Origin of the sequence: Helicobacter labetoulli (genome assembly GCF_003670275.1) — a bacterium.
GTDB classification, from domain to species: domain Bacteria; phylum Campylobacterota; class Campylobacteria; order Campylobacterales; family Helicobacteraceae; genus Helicobacter_C; species Helicobacter_C labetoulli.
Genome location: NZ_QXJF01000014.1, coordinates 1 through 21301, shown reverse-complemented (window position 1 = coordinate 21301; position 21301 = coordinate 1). Strand labels below are relative to the sequence as shown.

Genomic DNA, 21301 nt, shown 5'->3' with positions numbered 1-21301 from the left:
ATCTCCAGTAGCAAAGTAGCCTTCATTATCAAACACACTATTATCACTATTAAGATAGCCTAGTGCGTTTGTGTGGGATTTGATAAAAAGCTCATTATTTACAATCTTATATTCCATATTATCAAGGTGGATAAAATTATCCTTTGTTGTAGTCTGCGTGATACCTATCTCACTTGCTCCAAATGTTTGATGAAATCGCACTTTTGGAAAAGCGTTTTTAAGCTTTGCTAAAAGAGAATCTGACATTTTTTCTGTGCCATAGGTAATAAGCCTTAGTGAGCTTAAATCATAAAGCTGCGTTGGGTTTGAAAGCAAAAAGAGATGAAGCAAACTAGGACTAGCGGGTAAAAGGGCGATTTTGTAATCTTGAATACTTTTTGCAATCTCTTGCATATCTTTGCGATTTTTTAGAGTAATGCCACACGCCCCAAGACTTAGCACATTAAAAAGCGTATTTAGCCCACCTATATGATCAAACATAAGGAATAATAAGATATTTATACGCTTTGGCTTTTTCTCTAAAAAACCTTGAAGCAAGGTGTTTAGATTATGCACTATGGCTTTGGGTTTGCCTGTGCTGCCGCTTGAAAAAAGGATTAATCCGCTTGTGTGATTTGCCTGCAAGGAAGCGATAATGCTGTGTTTTTTGTCTATGCTACGCGTAGAATGCAAGGTGTTGTTATAGAAAAGATAGTCTATTTGCCCCTCTTTGATATAAGATTGAAGCATAGGAGAGAATATGGAATCTTTTGGGATAAGTGAAGCAGATAGAGGCGTAACAATAAAGCCCTTTTCTACACACGCTAGGAAAAAGGCTAAAGTCTTTAAATCATAATCACCGATAATGCCAATGACACTATTTGCCTTTATGCTATTGAGTAAATTTAGGGCATTGCGTGTAGAATCTAAAAGCTCCCCATAAGTGTGGCTTTGATCTTGTGCAATAAGACATATAGAATCTTGCTTAAAACTCTCAATCTTGCGTAAGAATGGGTGCGTGAAATTATAAGAATCACTACGCATTTACGCCTCCAAGATAAATGACTTGTGCGGTGATAAAATCACTTTTTTCATCTAAGAAAAACTCAATGGCATTTAGCACATCTCTAAACTCACCAAATCGTTTGATGGCTTGTTGATTTAAAAGGGCGTCCATCTTTGCTTTAGGGACATTTTTGATTAAATCCGTTGGCACAGGTGTGGGACCAACGGCATTTATGGTAATGCCAAACTCGCTTAGTTCCTTAGCACACACTTGTGTGAGATTGACTAGTGCGGCTTTTGAAGCGGCATAGGCGGCTTCTCCCTCTAGGCGTAAGGGGGTGGCGACTGTGGCGAAATTTACGATACGGTAGGGCATTTGCGTTGTTTGCGTCGGCTTTTTGGTGCTTTTAGCGGATTGTTCGCTCAAGGCTCGGTCATTTATGTTTAATAAACTCCCTTCACCTTTCGCTCCAAAAGCTATGCTTTCTTTAGTAAAACCACTAAAATCATCACAAACCGCTTCCGCAATGGCATTTTTCGCATTATTTTTAGAATCTAGCCCCTTAGATTCTAAATCCTTTATACGCTTTTTATAATTTTGCACCATAACCTTTGAGACTTCTCGTAAGAAAAGAAAGCTACCAAACACATTTGTGTTAAAGATATTTTGCATAGTTTTTAGTGGTGTAGTAAGGATATGATTCATAGAAGCAATTCCGGCATTATTTAGCAATACATCAATTGTGCCAAATTCCTTTTTCACAGCCCTTACCATATTTACAACCGCATTTTCATCGCTCACATCAAGGGTGAAATGTCTGTAATTTTTATGCTCTAAATTGCTTTGTGTCCGCGAACAGCCACACACAATATCGCCTTTATTTAAGTAATACTCGCTTAAATCCCTGCCTATGCCCTTGCGTGTCCCTGTGATAAGTATGACTCTAGGCATTGCTTTGACTTTTTTCTAGGATATAGGCACTTAGGGTAGCGACATCTTTAAAAGGCGAGTTTCTTCCGCTCATTGTCTTTTCATCAGCTAGGATAAGATTAAGATTGAGTCCATCTGCTAACATTTCCTCTAAGTCGGCAATAAAGCTTACAAGGGCTAGAGAATCTAAATTACCCTCAATCCCATAGATTTTTGTTTCAAGTGTTGGATTTTTTAGATTCTCATTTTCTAGCTCATCTGCTAGAGATTGGAGAGTTTTATAGATTAATGATTGGATTTGTGTTTGCATTTTTTGCTCCCTTATAAACTAATGTAAAGCTAAAAAATAGGAGCAAAAAGTAATGGGAGTTAAAGAGTTAGAAGTAGTCGCCCTCCTTTGGCAAGGTATCAAACTCACATTGTGTGAGTAAAATCGCATCATCATAGGCTTTGATAAGCACCCCTTGTGAATCCACTCTCAAAACCTTGCCAGATTCTATATTAGGCAAATCCACCTTAACAATCTTTGCTTCCCATACCTTATAATGTTTGCCATTATAAACTACTTCCGCTCCAACATAAGGCTGACTTAACGCACGGATAAGGTTATAAATCCCAACCGCACTCATTCTAAAATCAATCACACCATCACGCACACCTCGTTTCCGCCAAAGATTGGCAATAGATTGATTTTGTGGCGTTGCCATTGCAAAAAGAATATGAGCAAGAATAGAATCGTGTATTGCCCCCCCCCCAGCTAAATGAGAAGAAACTTCGCTATTAGATTGAGATTTATTCTCTACGCGGTATTTTTCCAACGCGGCGAGAATCTCGGCGGTGAAGTTGCAAATTTGAGTTTGTGCGATAGATTCTACTCTTTGGCAAAGGCTTTTGGCATTGTCTTCAAAAGCAATCTTAAAAGGCTCTTGTGAGATGATAGCCCCACTATCTGCTCCCTCTTCCATAAGGAAAAATGTGCTTGCACTTTGTGTCAATCCAAGGGCTAAAGCCCAAATGATAGGGTGGCGTCCGCGATTATGTGGCAAGGCGGCTGGGTGATAGCCGATGATAGGGTAGGAGTCTAGCAACTCTTTTTTGATAAGTGAGCTCCAACCAAAGCAGTAGATAACATCAGGCTTACAAGAATGAATAAAATCAAGCGTGGCAGGGGAGTTAATATCTTTTGTGTATATGAAAGGAATGTGAGATTCTTCGCATAATGGAGCGAGATTGCAAAAATCAGCATTAAATGTAGAATGCTCCTTTGTCGCCACACCTACGATTTTAAGCTTATTTTGAATATGAAAGTGTGTGATGAGTGTGTGGAGCGATGTGTATGAAAACTCAACGCAACCTATGAAAAATACTCTCAATGTTTTTTCCCTTTTTTAAAATTTTGGCATTGTAGCACAAGTCATTGATTTTTTGCTACTAGATTTGAATATTTATATCGTAGAATGACTTTTTCAAAAGCCCTTCAAGTGGATAACTTTTTAGAATCTCAAGAGTTTTTTGACTAGCCCCGCCCTCACCATAAGGATTTTTAACATTTTTCAAAATAGCTTGAAACTCCCCGCTCATAGCGTATTGACAACTTTGCAAAATCTCATTATGCTTTGGCTTACAATCAATCACAGAATCCGCTTTAATCCGCCCCTTTTGCCTATCGCCAATATTGATTGTAGCGACTTTGAAGCTTGGTGCTTCACCTAGACCGCTTGAGCTATTGCCTACCACCGCATCAACAAAACGCATTGCACTTAAATATCGCAACTGCCCCATTGAAGTGAAAGCTATGGCATTACTATGAGTGCGGACAAACTCATCAATCATATCATTAATAATGCGTCCATCAGTATCGGCATTTGCCTTTGTGAAAATATAGCCCATATTATAACTTGTAGCAAGAGATTCTAAAGCATTAAGCAACTCTCCAAACTGCTCTTGTGCGGTGGCGTTTTCAAGTGTTACGGGGTGAAAAGTGATAAGAAAATTTTTCTCTCTTAGTTTGAAATTGAGCGAAGATTCTAGGCTTGGCTTATCTAAAAAATTAAGAGAGATAATAGTATCAATCCCAAATCCCCCAACATTAAACACACGCGATGGATCTTCACCTAGCTGAATCACACGCTTTTTATAAGGCTCTGTAGCGACAAAGTGAAGATGGCTCATTTTTGTAATGCTATGCCTAATAGCCTCATCAATAAGCCCTTCTGTCGCCTCGCCTCCGTGCAAATGTGCCACAGGTATGCGACATATCATCGCACTTGCCACACAAGCAAAAATCTCATATCTATCTCCTAAGACAACAATAATATCAGGCTTAAGTTCATCATACGCCTCACAGATAGAGATTTGAGCTAGTCCCATAGCCTTACAAAGTCCAATGGGCGTATCAGAGCTTAGGAGAATCTCACATTTCTTATTTATAGGCAAGGTAATATCGCGGTAAGTCAGTCCAAACTCTGTGCTAAGGTGCATTCCTGTGGCGATGATTTGAAGCTCAAGGTTTGGGTCATTGTGAATCTTATGTGCCAATGGAGCGAGTAAGCCCCATTCTGCACGAGTGCCGGTGATGATACAGATTTTACGCCGAGTTTTACGCATAGAAGTCCTTGTGTGTGGTATGCGTGATTATACCAGTAAAAAGCTTAAGACTCTGGCGGGAGGACTACTACTTCATAGCGAGACAATGCTTTCTTTTTAAAAGAATCTTGACTAAAAATATCAAGTAAATAAAGACGCATATCAGCCAAGAAGTTGTATATATTTTTAAATTCACCTCTTTTATCAGTAATGTGAATCTTAGCATAAGTGTTTATATTGCCATTATATTCCCAGCAGTTGTAGGTGGGAACTGCCTTGCAATATAACATCATTTCCTGTGTGCCTTGTTCATCAAGGCTTATAAATTTATCACTCTTGCCTGAAAGCTTTGCATAGATTCCATTAAGTTGATAGAAACTCTCATCACCAATGCTCTTATTCACATCACCATAGATTCTAAAAGTGTCGTAGGAAAGAAAGATAGGATTTTGCATAAGCTGTTCAAATACGGAGACTTGTTTAAGGTATGCAAGAAACACTCTTTGTTGTGAGATGATATTGTAATGCAAAGAGCAAAGGGTAAGGCAGCTGAGAATCCACATCTTATAGCTTGTATTTTTTGTAAGCATATTGATGAGGAATATAATAATAATCCCAGCCCCCAAAGATTCTAAAATACTAAATCTATCTTCTAGATTGCCAAAGGCTGAGTATTTGAATACAACCACATAGCTAAACATACCTGCCCACATAATGATAAAGCCAAGCCCAACTCCCAATATATCGCGTTTTACCAAGAGTTTGTGTCTTAAGCGATATATGAAAATAAAAGCTCCAAAAATGAGTGCTATGACACATAAGCTACCAAGGAAGAGAAAGCTTGTGTGTAATAAATGCAAAAAAGAAAAGATTGGCACTTTGATAAAGGCTTTAAAAAATCCACTTGCACTTACCGCATTATAGCCCTCATACAAGCCATAGGGCTTAAAGAAAATAATTTTTATGGCATAAAACACAATGGGCAAAATAAGAAAATCAAAATGTCTTATAATCCAAAGCCACAAAGATTTAAAAGATGTATAGCCTTTGTGCGTGTAGAGCATATACACAAAAGGCAGGATATAAAAGATAAGCAAAGAGTTCATCGTAAAGGAGATGAAAAATAGGGCGAGTGTTAAGATTCTGCTTAAGATATGTTGTGTTGATTTGACGCTTACAAGGAAAAAAGCTAAAAAGAAAAGCAGATAGCATAATGTGTATGGGGCGTTTATCAGGGCGTTGCGTGAGATTGTATTAAAAGGAAGTAAAAGAAAAAACACCACAATAAAAAAGAGTTCATAGGTTTTTAGAATATTAAGAGATTTTGCAATGTGATATACACATAGCCCACACACAAAAAAGCTAAAGAATGTGAAGAATCTAAAAAGCATTATTCCATAGGGCTGAAGTGAGATAAAAATCCATTCAAAGTAACCATACCATACATTGCCATTTTGCAAAAATTGTTGATTCATATAATCAAAGCTAAAATCACCAATCAATCCCCAATCGTCCCAATAATAGCCCTTTGCATTTAAGAGCATAAGTCCAAAAGCAAATGTGTAGATAACAAAAAGCAAAAGCCAATCGTGTTTTATTTTGCCATTAGGTATAAGATGGCTTAAAAACCTATTTGTTTGTTGAGATTGTGGATTTGCTTGTTTTTGTGTGGGACAAGTGCTTTGTGTAGAATCGGGGATAGATTCTAAAATTTCAAGTGATTGTGTGCAGTGTTTTGAAAAGGTAGGGGCATTTTGCTTATGCCCCCCCCCCCGTTAAATTGTTACTTGTATTCATTGTTATGCTCCTTATAGCTCTATCATTTCATCAGGTTCAAAGTCGCGGACTGCCTTTGTGCCAATGACCTTATCCCATTCCATAGGGGAGATTCCACCTGCTGGGCGTTTGGTATAGAGATTACTTTTACTTAGAATCTCACCTTTTTTAATCGCACAATTTGCCACGATTGATTTTCTAGCGATGGGTTTATTTTTGGCTTCACTTTGGCTTGTCCTTTTGATACCATTACCTAGAGCGAGTTCTATCTCGCGTATGCCTTGCACCATTGCCTTAAGCTCGTGTGGTTCTAAACTTGCCTTATGGTCGGGTCCTTCCATATTTTTATCAAGTGTAAAATGTTTTTCAATAACCTTTGCTCCCATACCCACAGCCGCTAAAGGTATGGCGATACCCGGCGTGTGATCAGAATAGCCCACAGGAAGACGGAAAGCTTTTTTAAGACTTTTCATTGCTTTAAGATTCACATCGGCAAAGGGCGTGGGGTATTCTGTATTGCATTGCAGCAAGGTAATATTCTCCCGCTTTGTGCCAGAATCTACAAGCACTTCAATAGCAGATTCTATCTCGCCTAGATTTGCCATACCTGTGGAGAGTATGACTTGTTGGTTGAGTTTGCCTATCTCGCGTAAATAGGGGAGGTTGGTAATTTCTCCACTTGGGATTTTGAAAATCCTTAACCCAAGATTATGGAGTAGCCCAACACTCTCAATATCAAATGGTGTGGAGAGAAACTCAATATTTTTTTGTTTGCAGTAGTCTATGAGAATAGGCCACGCACTATCATCAAGCACGAGTTTTTGTATCATCTCTAGCTGAGATTCTGTGCCATTGCCTGTATTTTCTATTTGATATTCACATTTTTTGGCAAAGCGACTGACGACATTTTCAGCCTTTGCAGTTTGAAACTTCACAATATCTGCTCCAGATTCAGCAGCGACATCTATAAGCTTTTTAGCAAGATTTATATCGCCATTGTGATTTACCCCAGCTTCCGCGATAATCAATACTTTTGACATAGTGTTCCTTTATGAGTAATTTAAGTCGGCGATTATAGCACAAGAATCTTAAGGCATTACGGCACACATAAAAGAATTGTATCTTCCCCCACTGGATTACGATTTCTTAGAAAAATCTTATATTTTGGATAAAGTGAGAGAATGTATTGTGGCAGTGTGATTAAATCTTCCTTTCTGTGATAGGCACAGATGGCGAGTTTTGGTTTGTAAGTTTTAATAGTGCATTTTGCCCCTTCTAATGCCTTTAGTTCTCCACCTTCAATATCCATTTTGATAAAACTTATAGGATTCTTAAATCGGCTCTGTTCTCTCTCTCTCTCTCTCTCTCTGCTTAAAAGATTATCTATACTATCGCATTCTATTTTGATGTTTCCATTTGAAGTAGCGTGTGAAGTGCCCGAATCTTCCTCGCTAAAATAGAGAATCTCCTGCTTGTGATATGCACCCTTTGGGATTATGCTACATCGCAGGGAGGCGGTATTGTCCTTTAATTTTTTTAGGATATGCGTATCTGGCTCAAGTGCAAAAATATGTGAGTAGTTTGGCACGGCTTTTGCAAAAGCAAGGCAAGTATCACCATCATAAGCTCCACAATCAATCATCACCTCATTTACGCCAAGCCCCAAAACATCGCTAAAAAACGCATTAGAATCTTGCGTGGAAGTGAGTGTGTCATAATTGTTGTAGATTCTATCTTGTAAATAGCCTTTCATCACTTCACGACTTAGATTATCGGCTAAAAGATAATAGGTAGATTCAAATTCACAAAGATGAGAGTTAAAATACTCTGCAAAGCCCTTAGTACAGCCTTTGAGATAGCTCACATCGCGGAATGTATTGATAAAAAAAAGATTATAGAATCCCAAGTTTTTAAGCATTTTTGCTTTTGCCTTAACATCAGCCATACCTATGATGATAGCTACATCTTTTGATGTGTCCCATTCTTCAAGAGCAAACACTTCTTTGCCTCTAAAATGAGTGAGATTTTTAAAAGCTTTATTAACAATATGCCCTTTTATCTCTACACTATTTCTATCGCAAAAATCCCTTACCATAGAGCCAAGAGACATACCACCTCTTATGCCCCCAAAGATGTAAATATCTTTATTAATTTTCTTGAGCTGTTCTAAGACAACATACGAATCAGGATAGGTTTTTGTGTCCTGTATTGTCCTAAATGGACTAGATTGTGGAATTGATAACATAAAATCTCCTTTAAAAATTAAGATTGAAGCATTTGAGCTTCTTTTTCAAGAATCTTGCAAGAATCTATGGTATAGATTTTTTTAGCAGGGTTACCAAAATAGTAACTCCAAGGCTTAAGTTTTCTACCCATATTGAGACTCATAGGTCCTAAAGATGCACCAATAGAAAAATAACTTTTTGGAAGCACAAGGGAGTGGCTTCCAATATGACAATGCTTTTCTAAGACAATATGAGAGCCTTTAACATTTCGCAAAGCAAGAGGCACACAGGGTCCCACGAGATAGCCTCCAGCAAAATCATCAGTTGTAGCAAAAATTTTACTATAACTACTCATACCGCAAAAATCCCCAAAACTCACGCTAGATTCTACCCCATCGCCCCCAGTGATACTTGAAAATGCTCCCAAATGTATAAAATTCCCAAGATTGATAGCTCCACTTAGAATCACAAAATCATCAATACGGATATGACTACCTAAAGATATTTTGTGTGGAGCGTAGATTTGTGCCTTGCGAGATATGAGGACATTTTGCCCTAGAGATTTAAAACCCATTGCTTGAAGCTCAAAGCCTGTATAATACCCATCATTGTGTTGAGAGTGCATAAGTGTATTGATTGTATCTACTTGCATTACAAACTCCCGCCGCCATCAATGATGATATTCTGCCCTGTTATCCATCGGCTAGATTCGCTCAGTAAAAAGCATACAAGTGGCGTAATATCGCCCACTTCCCCTATGCCTAGCGGATAGGCTTTATCCATAGCTTCAATATACTCTTTATCATAGATTTTACTCCAAGATTCTATCATCTCCGTTTTCACAAAACCCGGGCTAATGGCGTTTATGCGATATTTTGGGGCGATTTCTAGCGCGATTGATTTTACCGCTGCATTCACCCCTGCTTTTGTCGCAGAATAGTTAGATAAGCCCTTTTGTGCTTTCACACTTGCATTTGAGCTAATCCACACAAAAGACGCACCGCTAAGAGTTTTTGCCCTTTTATCAAGTAAGCCTTTTAGAATCTGTAAGTTTCCAAAATAATTGACATTAAAAATGGCTATGGCGGATTCCACAGATAGCACCGATGAAATCGGTGCTATCTGCTGGAGACCAGCAGATAGCACAGCCCCATCAAAGCTGCCATATTCTTTGGCGAGATTCAAAGCCCACTTGTCAAGCCCAGAAAACTCGCCAATATCCTTTGAGATAGGGATAAACCGCTCTTTATGCAAGGCTAAATCCCTTTGAGATTCTAACTTTTTACTATCTCTTGCCAAGGCTATGACTTCTGCGCCAAGTGCATTTAGCTCATACGCAATCGCTGCACCTATGCCACTACTAGCCCCTGTGATTAAAAAGCGTTTGTTGCTAAAACAATCTTGTTTAAACATCTTTAATCCCTTAAAGCTTAATTTTGTAGCTTGTCTTTGGCTAGGGCGATTATATCGCTTACATTTTTGCAATTATGCAGAGCATCGCCACTTACCTGCATAGCAAATAAGCCCTCAAAAAGTGCAATAAGTGAGACAATGGCTAGGCTATCGTATTCCTCAATAGAATCTAAGGGCATATCTGGCGTTAGCGGCTCATCTCTTTGTATCGCATCGGCTATGTGTGTTAAAAACTCTTGTTGTGTCATTGTGTATCCTTTATAGTAAAATTTTGCAATTCAGCTTGTGGCAAAAAATGCAGAAGTGGTGAGAAATGCGGGAGCGGCGAAAAATCCCTGCAGTCATTACCGCTTAGGTAACTCCCTTGAGATTTTTCTTGCAATCCCCATTTTTCACTCACAATCTTAGAATTGCTTGAAATTCGCAGTATCTCTTTTAAAGATACTTTTGCAGCAGTGTGGTTGGTGTTAGATTCTACTTGAGATTCTAAGCTTTTGTCATATTTGCAAGTGTGGGCAAGAGCTTTGCTCGTGCGAGCCTTTAAAAAAGGCGAAAAATCTCTTTTGGATTCTATGTGAGATACTTCGCAAAGCTCAGTATGACAAGGGGTAGATTCTACTTGAGATTCTAAGTTTTTGTCATATTTGCAAGTGTGGGCAAGAGCTTTGCTCGTGCGAGCCTTTAAAAAAGGCGAAAAATCTCTTTTGGATTCTATGTGAGATACTTCGCAAAGCTCAGTATGACAAGGGGTAGATTCTACTTGAGATTCTAAGTTTTTGTCATATTTGCAAGTGTGGGCAAGAGCTTTGCTCGTGCGAGCCTTTAAAAAAGGCGAAAAATCTCTTTTAGATTCTATGTGAGATACTTCGCCTAAAGGCTCAGTATGACAAGGGGTAGAATCTATTTTGTGAGACTCTTGGTGTGTAGAATCTACTTGAGATTCTGCGTTGCTAGAATCCATATCGCTAGAATCTTGGCATTCTAAGATTGTGAGTGAATGTTTGGGGTTATGCAAGGTAAGCCAATGAGACGCACTAGCCCTGTGTTGCAATGAAGAATCTGTCGCTAAAAATGGCACTTGTGTGCCGCATCGGTTCAAACTTGCAAAAAAGACAATACAATTACTCATAGATTCCAACCTTTTGGCATTTAAAGCCTTTATCTAGCGTTACCACCGCATTGCCCCACGCTAGTCCCGCACCAAATCCGGCTAAATGCACCCTTAAAGGAGAATCTAGCCCTTCACTTGCTAGTGGGGAGAGAGTGTCGCATATTGTCGCTGGGATTGAACAGCCGCTAAGATTGCCGTATTTGTTTGTTGTGCTATTTGGCACTTTCTCTTTTGGCAACCCTAAACTTCGCGTGATATTATCCACAATGTATTTGTTTGCTTGATGAAAGAAGAAGTAGTCAATTCTGTCTTTATCACATTGTGCGTAATCTATAATGCCCTGAAATGTCTTTGGGTAGGTAGAAACCGCAAAGCTAAAAATCTCCGCGCCGTCCATATATAAGTTTTTAAGAGTTCGGCTCTCACTTGTCTGCCATACCTTAGAATCTGTGATAATCTTTTTTGTTGGGATTCTACACGCACCTTCTGGGATTATGAGTTGGTAGAATTTAGAGCCATCGCTACCTAGCTCAAAATAATGCTTATTTTGCGTTGTCTTTTTGGTGCTTTTAGCGGATTTGCAAGTGTGGATTTGTTGCTTTGCAACTGCATCTTCGCTCAAGGCTCGGTCATTACCCTTTAGGTAACTCCCTTCACCTTTGCTTTGAAAACCACTAAAATCACTCAAAAATACTTCCGCAGGGGTGTTTGTGTTTTTGCTGGAATCCACTTGAGATTCTGCGTTGCTAGAATCTATAATTCTAGTATTTTGCAGGTATGGACTAGTGCTACGCACGAATGCGGTAGTGCTTGTGCTGTTTTTCACAAATTTTGAGGGGGAGCTAGACATAAGGTCTGCGGTTCTCTCAAAATTTGTGAAATCAGGGCAATGATTACCCAAAGATGAATTATTGCATTCTAGCAATGTCGCACTCACCCCATCCCCCATCATCGGTGCTAGATTAGAATCTAGTGGATTAACAAACTTGCTTAAAGTATCGCCAACGATAAGTAGCACACGATTTGCCCCACCGCTATCGCACAGACTATGAGCTACATATAGCCCATAGAGATAGCCCGCACAGGCTTGATTTATATCAAAGCTAAGGCAGGATTGACTTAAGCCGAGTTTGCCTTGCAAATAGCACGCACTTGCTGGGCAAAAGTAATCAGGGCTTTGCGTTACAAAAATAAGCGCATCAATGCTCTCTTTTTCCACATTGAGAGATTCTAAAAGTCTTGTAGCCGCTTGCAGTCCTAAATCACTTGCGGTAATGTGCTTTTCAGCGATATGGCGAGTTTGTAAGCCTATGACTTTTTTAATCCGCTCTAAGCCCTTTTTATCACCTTTGTAAATGGTGTCAAGTTCAGAATCTATGTCTATAACCTTTGGTGGCACAATGGTGTAAATGCCTTTTATGCTTGTGTTATGAAAAGTCGCTTTCACGCTACCCCCTTAAGCACACAAGGGCTTGTGTGTGGAGTAGTAAGAAGCGTGGGTATGGCGTGATTTTGTAAGGGAGTGTTGAAGGTTGAAATAAAAAGGGTATTTACCCCCCCCCCCGTAAAATATCACTCTTTGCAGATTTTAAAAAGGCTTTTTCACACGAGATGAGATTATTTTTATCAAGTATTTTTAAAAGTCTTGCTGGTGCGCCAAAGTAATATCCATAGGCTTTAAGTGTAGTATCACCCGCAAGGCTTTGTGGTCCTAGATTTGCCCCCTCTTCAAAAATGGTATTAGGCAATACAAGACTCATAGCTGCTATGTGATTGTGTTTTGGCAGGACAATATGACTTTGTTTAACATTGCGAAAAGCAGAATCTACGCAGGAATTAACCAAAACGCCACTTGCCAAATCATCACTCATACTCAAAATCTTACTCCCAAGTGAAAGGGAACAAAAATCGCCTAGCGTTACACTAGAATCTATACCATTACCTCCTGTGATGGTGGCTTGTGCGGATATGTGGATATAGCTTCCTAAATGTATTGCTCCGCTTAAAATGGCAAAATCATCAATCCGCACACAAGAATCAATACTTATTTTATGTGGTGCATATATCTCCGCCTTGCGGGAGATTAAAATATCTTGTCCCAAATGCTTGAAACCAAAAGATTCTAATTCCTTACGCGTGTAAAATCCCTCATTATATTGTGCTTTCATAATGGGACTAATAAAGCCTTCACTCATTTTTGCTCCTTTAAAATTAAGATTTGCAAACCCTCTGTATTGGGGATTTGCAATGGGATATGTATGGGGGATTTGGCTAGGGGTTGTGAATCTAGCCCTATTAAGCTTTGCAAGGTTTGTAAAAATGGCTTGTTTCGCTCACCTTTTTGATAATACAATAACACCTCTTTTTGCGTGTTTTGCAAGGATTGTGCTATGAGAGCAAAAGCATTAAAAAGCATAATAGATTCTAATCTCCTGCCCAATGCACGGCAACTCACAACAATATCAACAATATGAATCTGCCCATCTTGTTTTTCTCCCACAATAATGCCGATAATCCCGCTATCACTCAGCCTATCACGCATAGCAATGTCTATCACACAATGATTTTTAGAATCTAGCCATTCTTGCACTTGTGTTTGAGTGGGGCGTGTGTAGTTGGCAATAAATTGATTTGTCTTATTCATAAGCTCATAGATTCTTTGTGTGTTTTTTTGAGAATTTATGCTGAAATCAAGCTCAATTTTAAGATTGTTAAAATACTCTTTATCGTTTAGGGATTCCAAGCTCTCTCGCACAGCATTTGCCTTTATATCATTAGAACGCAGGGAATCTTCAGTGCTTACTCGTAGCTTTGTAAGCTGCGGGAATAAAAAGAGGGCAAAAAGTGTGCTTTGTGTGTTGAGGGCGTGGATTTGCTTTACTTGCGTGTGTTTTGTAGATTCTATTTCAGCTAAATTATCATCTATAAAAAGCGTAGAATCTAGCCCAATATTAAAGGCTTTGGCAATGTTTTGTAGGCTTTTCTCTTTAGTATCCCAATGCACTTCTATGGCATCAAAATCACTCCATTTAAGTGGAAAATCTGTCCGTGTTTCAAAAAGCTTTTTTGCATCACTCTCTTCATTTTTTGAGGCTAGGGCTAAAAGGTAACCTTGCTTTTTAAACTCTAAGATTGCATTGTGTAATGCTTTGTGTTCTTCTGTTAGCCTTATATTTTCTATACCATCTTCGCCTAAGACTCCATTATATAGCGTGTTGTCTAAATCAAGCACGATGGCTTTAAGGTTTGGCAACAAAAGAGAGGGAAGAAGCTTTAAGCCTAGAATCTGGGCTAGTATGAGTGTGGCGGCATTACTTAATCTTGTGCCTGTAATACTCTCCTTGCTTTCATCAAGCAAGTTTGGCGTTGGGTTTATATGTGAGAGTGAAAGATAGGAAGTAAAAAGCTCATCACAACTGAAAGTATAAATTTGAGAAATGCTAAGGGGCTGTAAGGATTGGCTAATGGTTTTAGAATCTAGCTGTATTGAGTCAAGTAGCATAATAAGAAGCGGTGTTTTGAGCGTATCTTGCAATGCACTAGCCCTTTCTTGTAAAAATGCTATAAAGTCCTTTTCGTTCAGCTTGTATCGTGCTAAGTCTAGGAAAATAATGGAAAGATTAGAATCTGTGCTTATTTGAGAGTTGAAACTTAAGCTTTCATCATAATCACTATATGTAAAATTTGCCCTAAAACCTGCATAATGTAAAAATGGTGTAATCACACTTTCTATGGGTTCAAAAGCGTGGTTGCGATATATGCTTATATTGATTTTATTCTGCGTTGGCTTTTTGGTGCTTTTAGCGGATTCTTCGCTCAAGGCTCGGTCATTACCCTTTAGGTAGCTCCCTTCGCCTTTTGCTTGAAAACCACTAAAATCACTCAAAAATCCTTCCGCAGTGGCGTTTGTGGTGTTGCTAGAATCTGCTTGTGATAAATGCGGGAGCTGCGAAAAATCACTGCAATTATTACTTTCTAAAGTTTTATTTTCTTTTGTATTTTGAATGTTGGATTCTGCTTTGAGCTTCTTACTCAAAGCTAATAATTCACTTCGTTTAAGATTTGGGCTAAATATTTGCATTTACATTCCTTTTGAAAATTTTAAAATCTCATCAAGCAGGGCAGTTGAAGGCTTTTGTAGATTCTGTGGAATAAGGCTTAGCGTTTGATTTGTTGCACTTTTTTGTATTCTAGGTGTTGCGGTGTGGCAATGATATTGCTTTGTAAGGAAAAGCATATAGGTTTCTAATGCACTCTTAGCAATTGTGTAGGCTTGCATATCAAGGGGAAGTTCATCTACAAAGCAAGTTGATGGCTGAAAAATGCCAGTAAGGGCTGAAGTCTCTAAAGATTCTATAATGGCGTGTAGTCCAAAAATATAAAATGATAAAAATTCATTAAGCAGTTTTTTATCTAGCGTGTGTGTGGAGCGAATTTTAGGTGTGGCAAAGTAATGAATATGAGTTGGATTAAAAGCCCTAAATTGTTGTAAAGCCTCTTTGCTTGCACTTGTGGTATCATAATGTAGAGTTTGCAATTTTTTATGCGATTCATCAAAGTCTTTGCTGTGTGCCGTAGCTAAAACCTCTGCTCCTCCAAGCAAAAGCATTTTTACACATACATTGCCAAATCCACTTCCAGCCCCTATCACAAGAGCTTTTTGTGTAGCAAATGGCTTGTTCTTCATAAGTGTGGGGTGGGATTGTGAAATGCTTTTAAAGCTTTCATTTTCTAGCGGTGTGGGGCGACTAAAAGCTTTTATTGTGCCAGAAAATGGCGTAATTGTGCGTATGGTTGTGATATTTAAGCGGGGGTGGGTGGTATATGTATAATACAGCATTGATGGCTTGTTGTTTTGCAATTCAGCTTTTCTAAAGAAACTTCGTTTTGGCGATAAATGCGGGAGCTGCGAAAAATCACGGCGGTCATTTATGTTTAATAAACTCCCTTGTGATTTTCCTGAGTTCCCACATTTTTCACTCACAATCTTAGAATTGCTGAAGACTTGATGTATGGAATCGGCGTGAGATTCAGGGCTTGTAGAATCCACAATTCTAGTATTTTGCAAGTGTGGATTAGTGCTACGCACGAATGCGGTGTGGCTGTGGTAGCTTTGTGGCTTTTCTAAAGAAACTTCGCTGAGCTTGTTTTGTGAAAGGTTAGCGGACTTAGCGTCCGTGCCTTTCGCAAAAGCCACAACACTGCCGCATTGTATACCCAAAGACGAATTGTTAGAATGCTCACAAAAGTTAAATTCTAGGCTTGAATAGATGCTATGAAGTCCGGGTGTTTTCATTCCCACAATATTTGTGCTAGCAAGTAATGTCCCCACAATCTTAGAATCTAACCCTTTGGCACATTGTGGGAAGAGCTTTTGCAGTAAAGAGAAATCAAAGTCAAGCGATTGTGTATCAATGGGCTGTGTGTTTTTATCTCTCTTGTTTGTTGGCAGGGCAGAATCTAGTGATTTTTCTAGGCTAGATTCTAGCTTTTGTTTTTCCATTTTTGCGGATTTCATAGAAAAAATTTCAATTTTACTCATCATTTCACCTTTGACAAAAATACCATAGCTTTTTTGAGCAAGGTGGGTTCGCCCCCCCCCCCCCCGTATTGTGCGAGAGCTTAGAATCTAGCGATTTTAAGCTAAAGTGATTTTTCACACCAACAGGGGCTAAAAAAGTGGCTTTAAGAGAATGTAGAATGTGTGTTGGGTATTTTTTACAATGTGCTTCAAGTGTATAAAAAACTTGATAGATTCCATAGAGAATCTGTTCTCCAAAATAAGAGTTTTTCGCAAAGTTTTCATCTAAATGCACGGGGTTAAAATCTCCGCTAAGATTGGCAAAATCAAGTAGCTGTGTTTGTGTGATTTTTGGCATTTTTACTCCATTTGTTGAGATGGCTTTAATTCTACAAGCTCAAGCAAAAGGCGGTTTGGCAGCATAATGAAGCAGAGTTTAGCAAAGAATGTAGATTCCATAATGGGGACAACAAGTCGTGCTTTTACACTTTGCGTCATCTCTTTAACACTTTTGCGGGGGTTTGCTTTTTTTACTTGGGCACTACCGCTTAGGTAGCTTCTCGCAAACAAAGCTTCACAACCCACAAAATTGCCTAAAGATACTTCCGCAGTAGAATTTGTATTGCTGGTATTTTGTGTGCTATCCAAAATTACATCATTTTTCATTTTGCCCCCCCCCCACTGCTATGCTTCAAAGTAGGATCCACACTTAAGGTAGAATTAAGGATAAAATCTACATCTGCTTGGATATTCGCACTTGCAAAGGCAATATGATAAAGCTTGTGATGATTTTTGAGATAATTATCAAGCCTCGTGCTATTTGGGAGATTTTCTAAAAGCTCAAAGCGACAGATTGGCAAGGCGGTGTTGCTATATGCTTTTGGGGTTAAAAATACACCTCTAACACCTTGTCTTTCATCGCTAAACTCCGCTTCATACACAAAGCCTAATGCATTGAAAAAGGGCATTTCAGATTCTATGCTTTTAGTCGCCACGCCGATATGATGGAATGTTAGGCTACTTTCTTGGGCGATTTGTGTGAGCTGATTTTGCGTATGAAACAAGCTAGACTCCATAAGATTCCTTAAAGCAATTCTTTGGCTTTGCTGATGAGTGAATCTTGTGAAGTGAGCGTTGGTAAATCATCTTGCCCAAAAACAATACCAAGCTCCTCTTCAATACTCATAATGATGTCAATATGAGCGAGTGAAGTCCATTTTTCACAAGTTTGCATACTGATTTGCGTGTTTTCATTGACTTCAATTTCAAGCACATTGCTTAGAATCTCATAGATTTTTTGACTAATTTCTAACATAGGAACTCCTTGGAATAAGATTGAAAGTGAGTGGCAATAAAGTAAGATATAAATAAACGATTGAATAGATGATGGAATATAAGAATATGAGGAAGAGGTATGATAAGATTAGGTTTTTGCCCCCCCCCCCGTTAAAATTATAACCTAATAGCCTATCGCCGATTTTAAGTGCTTTGGCACATTGATAGTGCGTAATGCGTAGCGTGGAATCAAGTGTTTTGACAATGAGATGTGGCAGTATCATAGCATTTTGCGTGGCGGATTCTGCCGTGATAGAATCGTGCATTATAGAATCTTGTGTGGCAGATTCTAGCGGATTTTGCAAGGCTTTTTCCACGCCTACAACGCAACCGGGTGTGGCGACATAATGTGGTGCATTTTTAATCTCTTGGGCTTTAAAAATGCGTAGCTCTTGTGTGTTTGTGCGAGTTTTAGCCCCTAAATCGGGGGTATTTAACGCACGGATAAAGTTAAAAATCTCCCTTGAAGTCTTGTGCCAGTTAATCCACTCATCGCCCTTCACTCTAGCAGGGCAGTAGAATCCAATCTCGTGGATATGTCTTTGTGGTATCCTCTCCGCTTTGCCGCTCTGCAAAAGACAAAGTGCATCAAATAATACTTCCGCACACTCTGTGTGGGCTGTGCGTAAAAGTGTAGAGTAGTCATCTTTGTCATTTATGGGATAAGTGCGTTGCAAAATCAAATCGCCCGTGTCAATCCCACTATCCACATAATGCACACTAATGCCAAACTCCTTTTCATCATTGATTAACGCCCAATTTAGGATATTCCGCCCACGATAAAATGGCAATTTTCCAGCGTGGCAGTTAATGGTATGAAGTCTAGGGGTAGAGATAAGCGGCTCTTTAAAGATTTGATTAAAGCTCATTGAGACAAAAATATCGCATTCAAAAGGCTTTATTTGGGCTAAAAACTCAGGCGAATTGATGTTTTGTGATTTAATGTAAGGTATGTTATGTGTTTTGGCAAAGAGTTTGAGCGTCTCATCGGTGCTATCAAATCGTGGCGTGATGAAGCAAATGTGAAAATCTTTGTGTGCGATGATTTTTTTAAAGGCATTATGCGACCAAATGCCATCGGCAAAATAGCCTATTTTGAGCGGTGCTAGGCTACGCATAGGCTTTCCTTAAGGGGTTTAAGTTTGAATCTTGCGAATCTATGACAGGGATAAGTAAAGGAGTGTAAGCACTGCGTAAATAGGGCAGGGCTTTTGCCTTTGCTACTGCTTTGAATCTTGGCTCTAGTGTGGTGTTGAATCCAAAATTGAATTTGGGGTTGTGGTTGAATCCAAAGTGGAGTCCGCAGAAGAATCCAAAGTGGCATCGGTATATAAATCCATATTGCCCCCCCCCCCGTGTAATTTCCCTATCTGCTACTTTATGTGAATCTTGGATTGCACGATAGGCTAGGAATATTGTAGATTCTGTATTTGCTTTGAGTGATTGATAGGCTTGTTTGTCATAGATTTTTCCGCCGATTGTGAAAGGTAAAATATATGTGGCAAACTGCTTTTTGAAAACAAAAAGAGAATCTTGCTTATCATTCCCCCTGCCGCCGCCTAAGATACATTGAGACACTCCCTTTTGCTTGGCAAGTTCAAAAAAGCACTCAAACAACGCTCCCATAGCATTAAGATTCTTATCAAGTGAAATATCAGCATTTGCCCCTAAGTGGTAGTATCCACACAGAGAATCAAATAAGAAGATTCCCATTGCGGCAATTTTGCCTTCAAATGTAGCTTGTAGCATTACGCATTGGGGCATTTGGAGCAGGGCTTTAAAATAGGCTATATCAAAGAAATAAAATTCATCTGCATTGTTGCGTTTCATTGTTTGTGTATAAAGCGTGTGGAAAAGCTCTGTATCGTAGCTTTGGCTTACTTGGAGAGCTTGAAGTGATTTTCTAAGTTTGCCTCTAAGCCTTGAAGAATAGCTTTGCCATCTTGCTTGTGTGTCCGTAGTTGTAGCTATAATCTCTCTTGTGTCATCAAAAAAGTCAAGCAAATCACAAAAATGCGGTGTGGAGCTAAAATGTGGGTGAAAGCGGATAAACTCAGCGATAATGTTTCTTTTCCTTGCTTCTTGTGCTTGTGCTTGCAGGGCTTGGTGTAAAAAGTTCGTATCATTAGAGTTGCTAAAATATCCACCATAGCCATAGGGGGAGCTCATATCAAAGTAGGGTGTGTTGGGTATTGGCTCTATGATGGCGGTGTTAGAGAAAAAATCACTGCCTTGCGTGTATGAGAAGTGAAAGATTTGCTTTTGGTTATGCAAAAGCGGCTCTAACAGGGCTTTTGTATAAGAATCTTGGCTAAATATGCTTATGTGCTTTGTAAAGCTAGATTCTGCATTTGATTGCGGTGGGTTGCAGTGATGTGAGATGTTGCAAGTGTGTGAATCTGCAATGCAAGTTTGGGATTTTATATCACAAGCATTTTTTGTTGTTAGAGATTGTGGAATCTTGCTTTTGTTTGCTAGGGTGAGTTGCAAAAAGCCCTCTTCTCGTTTGCAAAGTATGTGATTGTCAAAAGAGAGCAGTATATCATTAAGGCAAGATTCTTGAAATGTTCTTTCAAGGAATGGATTGGAAATGAGCTTTGCATCTATGAAACGCACAGAAGAATTGCATTTGAGATATGCTCCTTGTGTCTGCATAGCAAAGGCTTTGATGGTATCAATAATATGCTGGGTGCTTTGTGTATAAAAGTCAAGCTCTAAATGGGAATTTGCCCGTGTGTAGTAGGGAATGGGTGGAGTGCTATGAGATAAAAAGTTTTCATCAGGCTTGAAATCCCTTTGCATAGCAAGGAGAAAGGCTTCTTTTTCGGCTAAAAAGCACATTTGATAAAGCAGTGGTAGAGATATGTTATCATCATTATAAACAGGCACTTGCGAGATAATCGCCCCAGAATCAATCTCATTAGTCATTATATGGCAAGTCGCCCCACTTGGTTGATGAAACAAAATCGCTCCATTAATGGGGTGGTTGCCTTTGAGATTTGGTAGTAAAGATGGGTGGCAGTTAATAAAAATTTGATGTGGCTTTTGAATCTGCGATATAGGCAGAATGTAAGGGCAGCCATTGGAGACTAGCACATCAAATTCTAGGCTTTGCACAAGGGCTAAAAGCTCTTTTTTTGATGAAAATTCATAACAATGCTTTTTGTGTTTTGGAGAGAGGCTTGTTTGCAAGGTGCGTGCGGCATAGGTTTGAGACTGCATACAAATAGTGAGATTGTGGCAAGTTTGAAGCATAGCTTGCAATACTTCAAGGCGATTGCCGACGAATAAAAATTTTTGATGAGTATTGGGAGTAAGATTGCAAAGAGACATTAGGCACTTCTCCTTGAGATAATGCTCTTTGAATATTGTAGGGTTATGAGAGAGTGAATATTATGTGAAAAAAGCTTTAGTTTGGC

General features: G+C 39.1%; 21 protein-coding genes and 1 pseudogene. All 22 read right to left on the bottom strand.

Going from position 1 to position 21301, the window contains the following annotated elements:
• Positions 1-1023 (bottom strand): AMP-binding protein (locus EBF12_RS08175; protein ID WP_157979087.1); only part of this gene is annotated, 1023 nt, incomplete at its 3' end.
• Complete coding sequence (locus tag EBF12_RS08170) at positions 1016-1936, bottom strand: SDR family NAD(P)-dependent oxidoreductase (protein ID WP_121727220.1); 921 nt, start codon at positions 1934-1936, stop codon at positions 1016-1018. The genes EBF12_RS08170 and EBF12_RS08175, both read right to left, overlap by 8 nt.
• Positions 1929-2225, bottom strand: coding sequence for a hypothetical protein (locus EBF12_RS08165; protein ID WP_121727219.1), 297 nt, complete (start codon positions 2223-2225; stop codon positions 1929-1931). The genes EBF12_RS08170 and EBF12_RS08165 overlap by 8 nt, the downstream gene beginning before the upstream one ends.
• A 67-nt stretch (positions 2226-2292) precedes the next feature.
• Positions 2293-3288, bottom strand: a complete 996-nt coding sequence (locus EBF12_RS08160; protein ID WP_121727218.1) for a formyltransferase family protein — start codon at positions 3286-3288, stop codon at positions 2293-2295.
• 58 nt (positions 3289-3346) lie between these two features.
• Positions 3347-4522 (bottom strand): UDP-N-acetylglucosamine 2-epimerase, encoded by a 1176-nt coding sequence (gene neuC, locus EBF12_RS08155; protein WP_121727217.1) that lies wholly within the window; start codon positions 4520-4522, stop codon positions 3347-3349.
• 44 nt (positions 4523-4566) lie between these two features.
• Positions 4567-6045, bottom strand: a complete 1479-nt coding sequence (locus EBF12_RS08150) for a hypothetical protein (protein WP_244196465.1) — start codon at positions 6043-6045, stop codon at positions 4567-4569.
• A gap of 264 nt (positions 6046-6309) precedes the next feature.
• Positions 6310-7317 (bottom strand): N-acetylneuraminate synthase, encoded by a 1008-nt coding sequence (gene neuB, locus EBF12_RS08145; RefSeq protein WP_121727215.1) that lies wholly within the window; start codon positions 7315-7317, stop codon positions 6310-6312.
• Between the two features lie 56 nt (positions 7318-7373).
• Positions 7374-8522, bottom strand: coding sequence for an FkbM family methyltransferase (locus EBF12_RS08140; protein ID WP_121727214.1), 1149 nt, complete (start codon positions 8520-8522; stop codon positions 7374-7376).
• 17 nt (positions 8523-8539) lie between these two features.
• Positions 8540-9154 (bottom strand): acyltransferase, encoded by a 615-nt coding sequence (locus EBF12_RS08135; RefSeq protein WP_121727213.1) that lies wholly within the window; start codon positions 9152-9154, stop codon positions 8540-8542.
• Positions 9154-9915 (bottom strand): SDR family NAD(P)-dependent oxidoreductase, encoded by a 762-nt coding sequence (locus tag EBF12_RS08130; RefSeq protein WP_121727212.1) that lies wholly within the window; start codon positions 9913-9915, stop codon positions 9154-9156. Before EBF12_RS08130 ends, EBF12_RS08135 begins: the two co-directional genes overlap by 1 nt.
• A gap of 17 nt (positions 9916-9932) precedes the next feature.
• Complete coding sequence (locus EBF12_RS08125; RefSeq protein ID WP_121727211.1) at positions 9933-10163, bottom strand: acyl carrier protein; 231 nt, start codon at positions 10161-10163, stop codon at positions 9933-9935.
• On the bottom strand, positions 10160-11044 hold the full coding sequence (locus EBF12_RS11465; RefSeq protein ID WP_208630973.1) for a hypothetical protein: 885 nt from the start codon (positions 11042-11044) through the stop codon (positions 10160-10162). The genes EBF12_RS08125 and EBF12_RS11465 overlap by 4 nt, the downstream gene beginning before the upstream one ends.
• Positions 11037-12473, bottom strand: a complete 1437-nt coding sequence (locus tag EBF12_RS11460) for a 3-oxoacyl-[acyl-carrier-protein] synthase III C-terminal domain-containing protein (RefSeq protein ID WP_208630965.1) — start codon at positions 12471-12473, stop codon at positions 11037-11039. The genes EBF12_RS11465 and EBF12_RS11460 overlap by 8 nt, the downstream gene beginning before the upstream one ends.
• A 103-nt stretch (positions 12474-12576) precedes the next feature.
• Positions 12577-13221: an acyltransferase gene (locus EBF12_RS08105; RefSeq protein ID WP_121727209.1), complete on the bottom strand. Its 645-nt coding sequence runs from the start codon at positions 13219-13221 to the stop codon at positions 12577-12579.
• Complete coding sequence (locus tag EBF12_RS08100; protein ID WP_121727208.1) at positions 13218-15107, bottom strand: HAD-IIIC family phosphatase; 1890 nt, start codon at positions 15105-15107, stop codon at positions 13218-13220. The genes EBF12_RS08105 and EBF12_RS08100 overlap by 4 nt, the downstream gene beginning before the upstream one ends.
• On the bottom strand, positions 15108-16568 hold the full coding sequence (locus EBF12_RS08095; protein ID WP_121727207.1) for a Rossmann-fold NAD(P)-binding domain-containing protein: 1461 nt from the start codon (positions 16566-16568) through the stop codon (positions 15108-15110).
• A gap of 4 nt (positions 16569-16572) precedes the next feature.
• Positions 16573-16905, bottom strand: a complete 333-nt coding sequence (locus EBF12_RS08090) for a MaoC/PaaZ C-terminal domain-containing protein (protein ID WP_121727206.1) — start codon at positions 16903-16905, stop codon at positions 16573-16575.
• A gap of 2 nt (positions 16906-16907) precedes the next feature.
• Positions 16908-17024 (bottom strand): annotated as a pseudogene (locus EBF12_RS11935) (hypothetical protein); the annotation flags it as partial.
• Positions 17025-17209: 185 nt separating this feature from the next.
• On the bottom strand, positions 17210-17623 hold the full coding sequence (locus EBF12_RS08080; protein WP_121727204.1) for a VOC family protein: 414 nt from the start codon (positions 17621-17623) through the stop codon (positions 17210-17212).
• Between the two features lie 8 nt (positions 17624-17631).
• On the bottom strand, positions 17632-17853 hold the full coding sequence (locus tag EBF12_RS08075) for an acyl carrier protein (protein ID WP_121727256.1): 222 nt from the start codon (positions 17851-17853) through the stop codon (positions 17632-17634).
• Entirely contained in the window at positions 17849-19000 is a 1152-nt protein-coding gene (locus EBF12_RS08070) for a methionyl-tRNA formyltransferase (RefSeq protein ID WP_244196464.1), read from the bottom strand. Before EBF12_RS08070 ends, EBF12_RS08075 begins: the two co-directional genes overlap by 5 nt.
• Complete coding sequence (locus tag EBF12_RS08065) at positions 18993-21215, bottom strand: formyltransferase family protein (protein WP_121727203.1); 2223 nt, start codon at positions 21213-21215, stop codon at positions 18993-18995. Before EBF12_RS08065 ends, EBF12_RS08070 begins: the two co-directional genes overlap by 8 nt.
• Positions 21216-21301: the final 86 nt, after the last annotated feature.

What these genes read in the sequence shown, in the direction of transcription:
- EBF12_RS08170 (WP_121727220.1), bottom strand. Translation starts at nt 1,936, where the DNA reads ATGCCTAGAGTCATACTTATCACAGGGACACGCAAGGGCATAGGCAGG.
- EBF12_RS08165 (WP_121727219.1), bottom strand. Translation starts at nt 2,225, where the DNA reads ATGCAAACACAAATCCAATCATTAATCTATAAAACTCTCCAATCTCTA.
- neuC (WP_121727217.1), bottom strand. Translation starts at nt 4,522, where the DNA reads ATGCGTAAAACTCGGCGTAAAATCTGTATCATCACCGGCACTCGTGCA.
- EBF12_RS08150 (WP_244196465.1), bottom strand. Translation starts at nt 6,045, where the DNA reads ATGCTCTTAAATGCAAAGGGCTATTATTGGGACGATTGGGGATTGATT.
- neuB (WP_121727215.1), bottom strand. Translation starts at nt 7,317, where the DNA reads ATGTCAAAAGTATTGATTATCGCGGAAGCTGGGGTAAATCACAATGGC.
- EBF12_RS08140 (WP_121727214.1), bottom strand. Translation starts at nt 8,522, where the DNA reads ATGTTATCAATTCCACAATCTAGTCCATTTAGGACAATACAGGACACA.
- EBF12_RS08135 (WP_121727213.1), bottom strand. Translation starts at nt 9,154, where the DNA reads ATGCAAGTAGATACAATCAATACACTTATGCACTCTCAACACAATGAT.
- EBF12_RS08130 (WP_121727212.1), bottom strand. Translation starts at nt 9,915, where the DNA reads ATGTTTAAACAAGATTGTTTTAGCAACAAACGCTTTTTAATCACAGGG.
- EBF12_RS08125 (WP_121727211.1), bottom strand. Translation starts at nt 10,163, where the DNA reads ATGACACAACAAGAGTTTTTAACACACATAGCCGATGCGATACAAAGA.
- EBF12_RS11465 (WP_208630973.1), bottom strand. Translation starts at nt 11,044, where the DNA reads ATGAGTAATTGTATTGTCTTTTTTGCAAGTTTGAACCGATGCGGCACA.
- EBF12_RS08105 (WP_121727209.1), bottom strand. Translation starts at nt 13,221, where the DNA reads ATGAGTGAAGGCTTTATTAGTCCCATTATGAAAGCACAATATAATGAG.
- EBF12_RS08100 (WP_121727208.1), bottom strand. Translation starts at nt 15,107, where the DNA reads ATGCAAATATTTAGCCCAAATCTTAAACGAAGTGAATTATTAGCTTTG.
- EBF12_RS08095 (WP_121727207.1), bottom strand. Translation starts at nt 16,568, where the DNA reads ATGAGTAAAATTGAAATTTTTTCTATGAAATCCGCAAAAATGGAAAAA.
- EBF12_RS08090 (WP_121727206.1), bottom strand. Translation starts at nt 16,905, where the DNA reads ATGCCAAAAATCACACAAACACAGCTACTTGATTTTGCCAATCTTAGC.
- EBF12_RS08080 (WP_121727204.1), bottom strand. Translation starts at nt 17,623, where the DNA reads ATGGAGTCTAGCTTGTTTCATACGCAAAATCAGCTCACACAAATCGCC.
- EBF12_RS08070 (WP_244196464.1), bottom strand. Translation starts at nt 19,000, where the DNA reads ATGCGTAGCCTAGCACCGCTCAAAATAGGCTATTTTGCCGATGGCATT.
- EBF12_RS08065 (WP_121727203.1), bottom strand. Translation starts at nt 21,215, where the DNA reads ATGTCTCTTTGCAATCTTACTCCCAATACTCATCAAAAATTTTTATTC.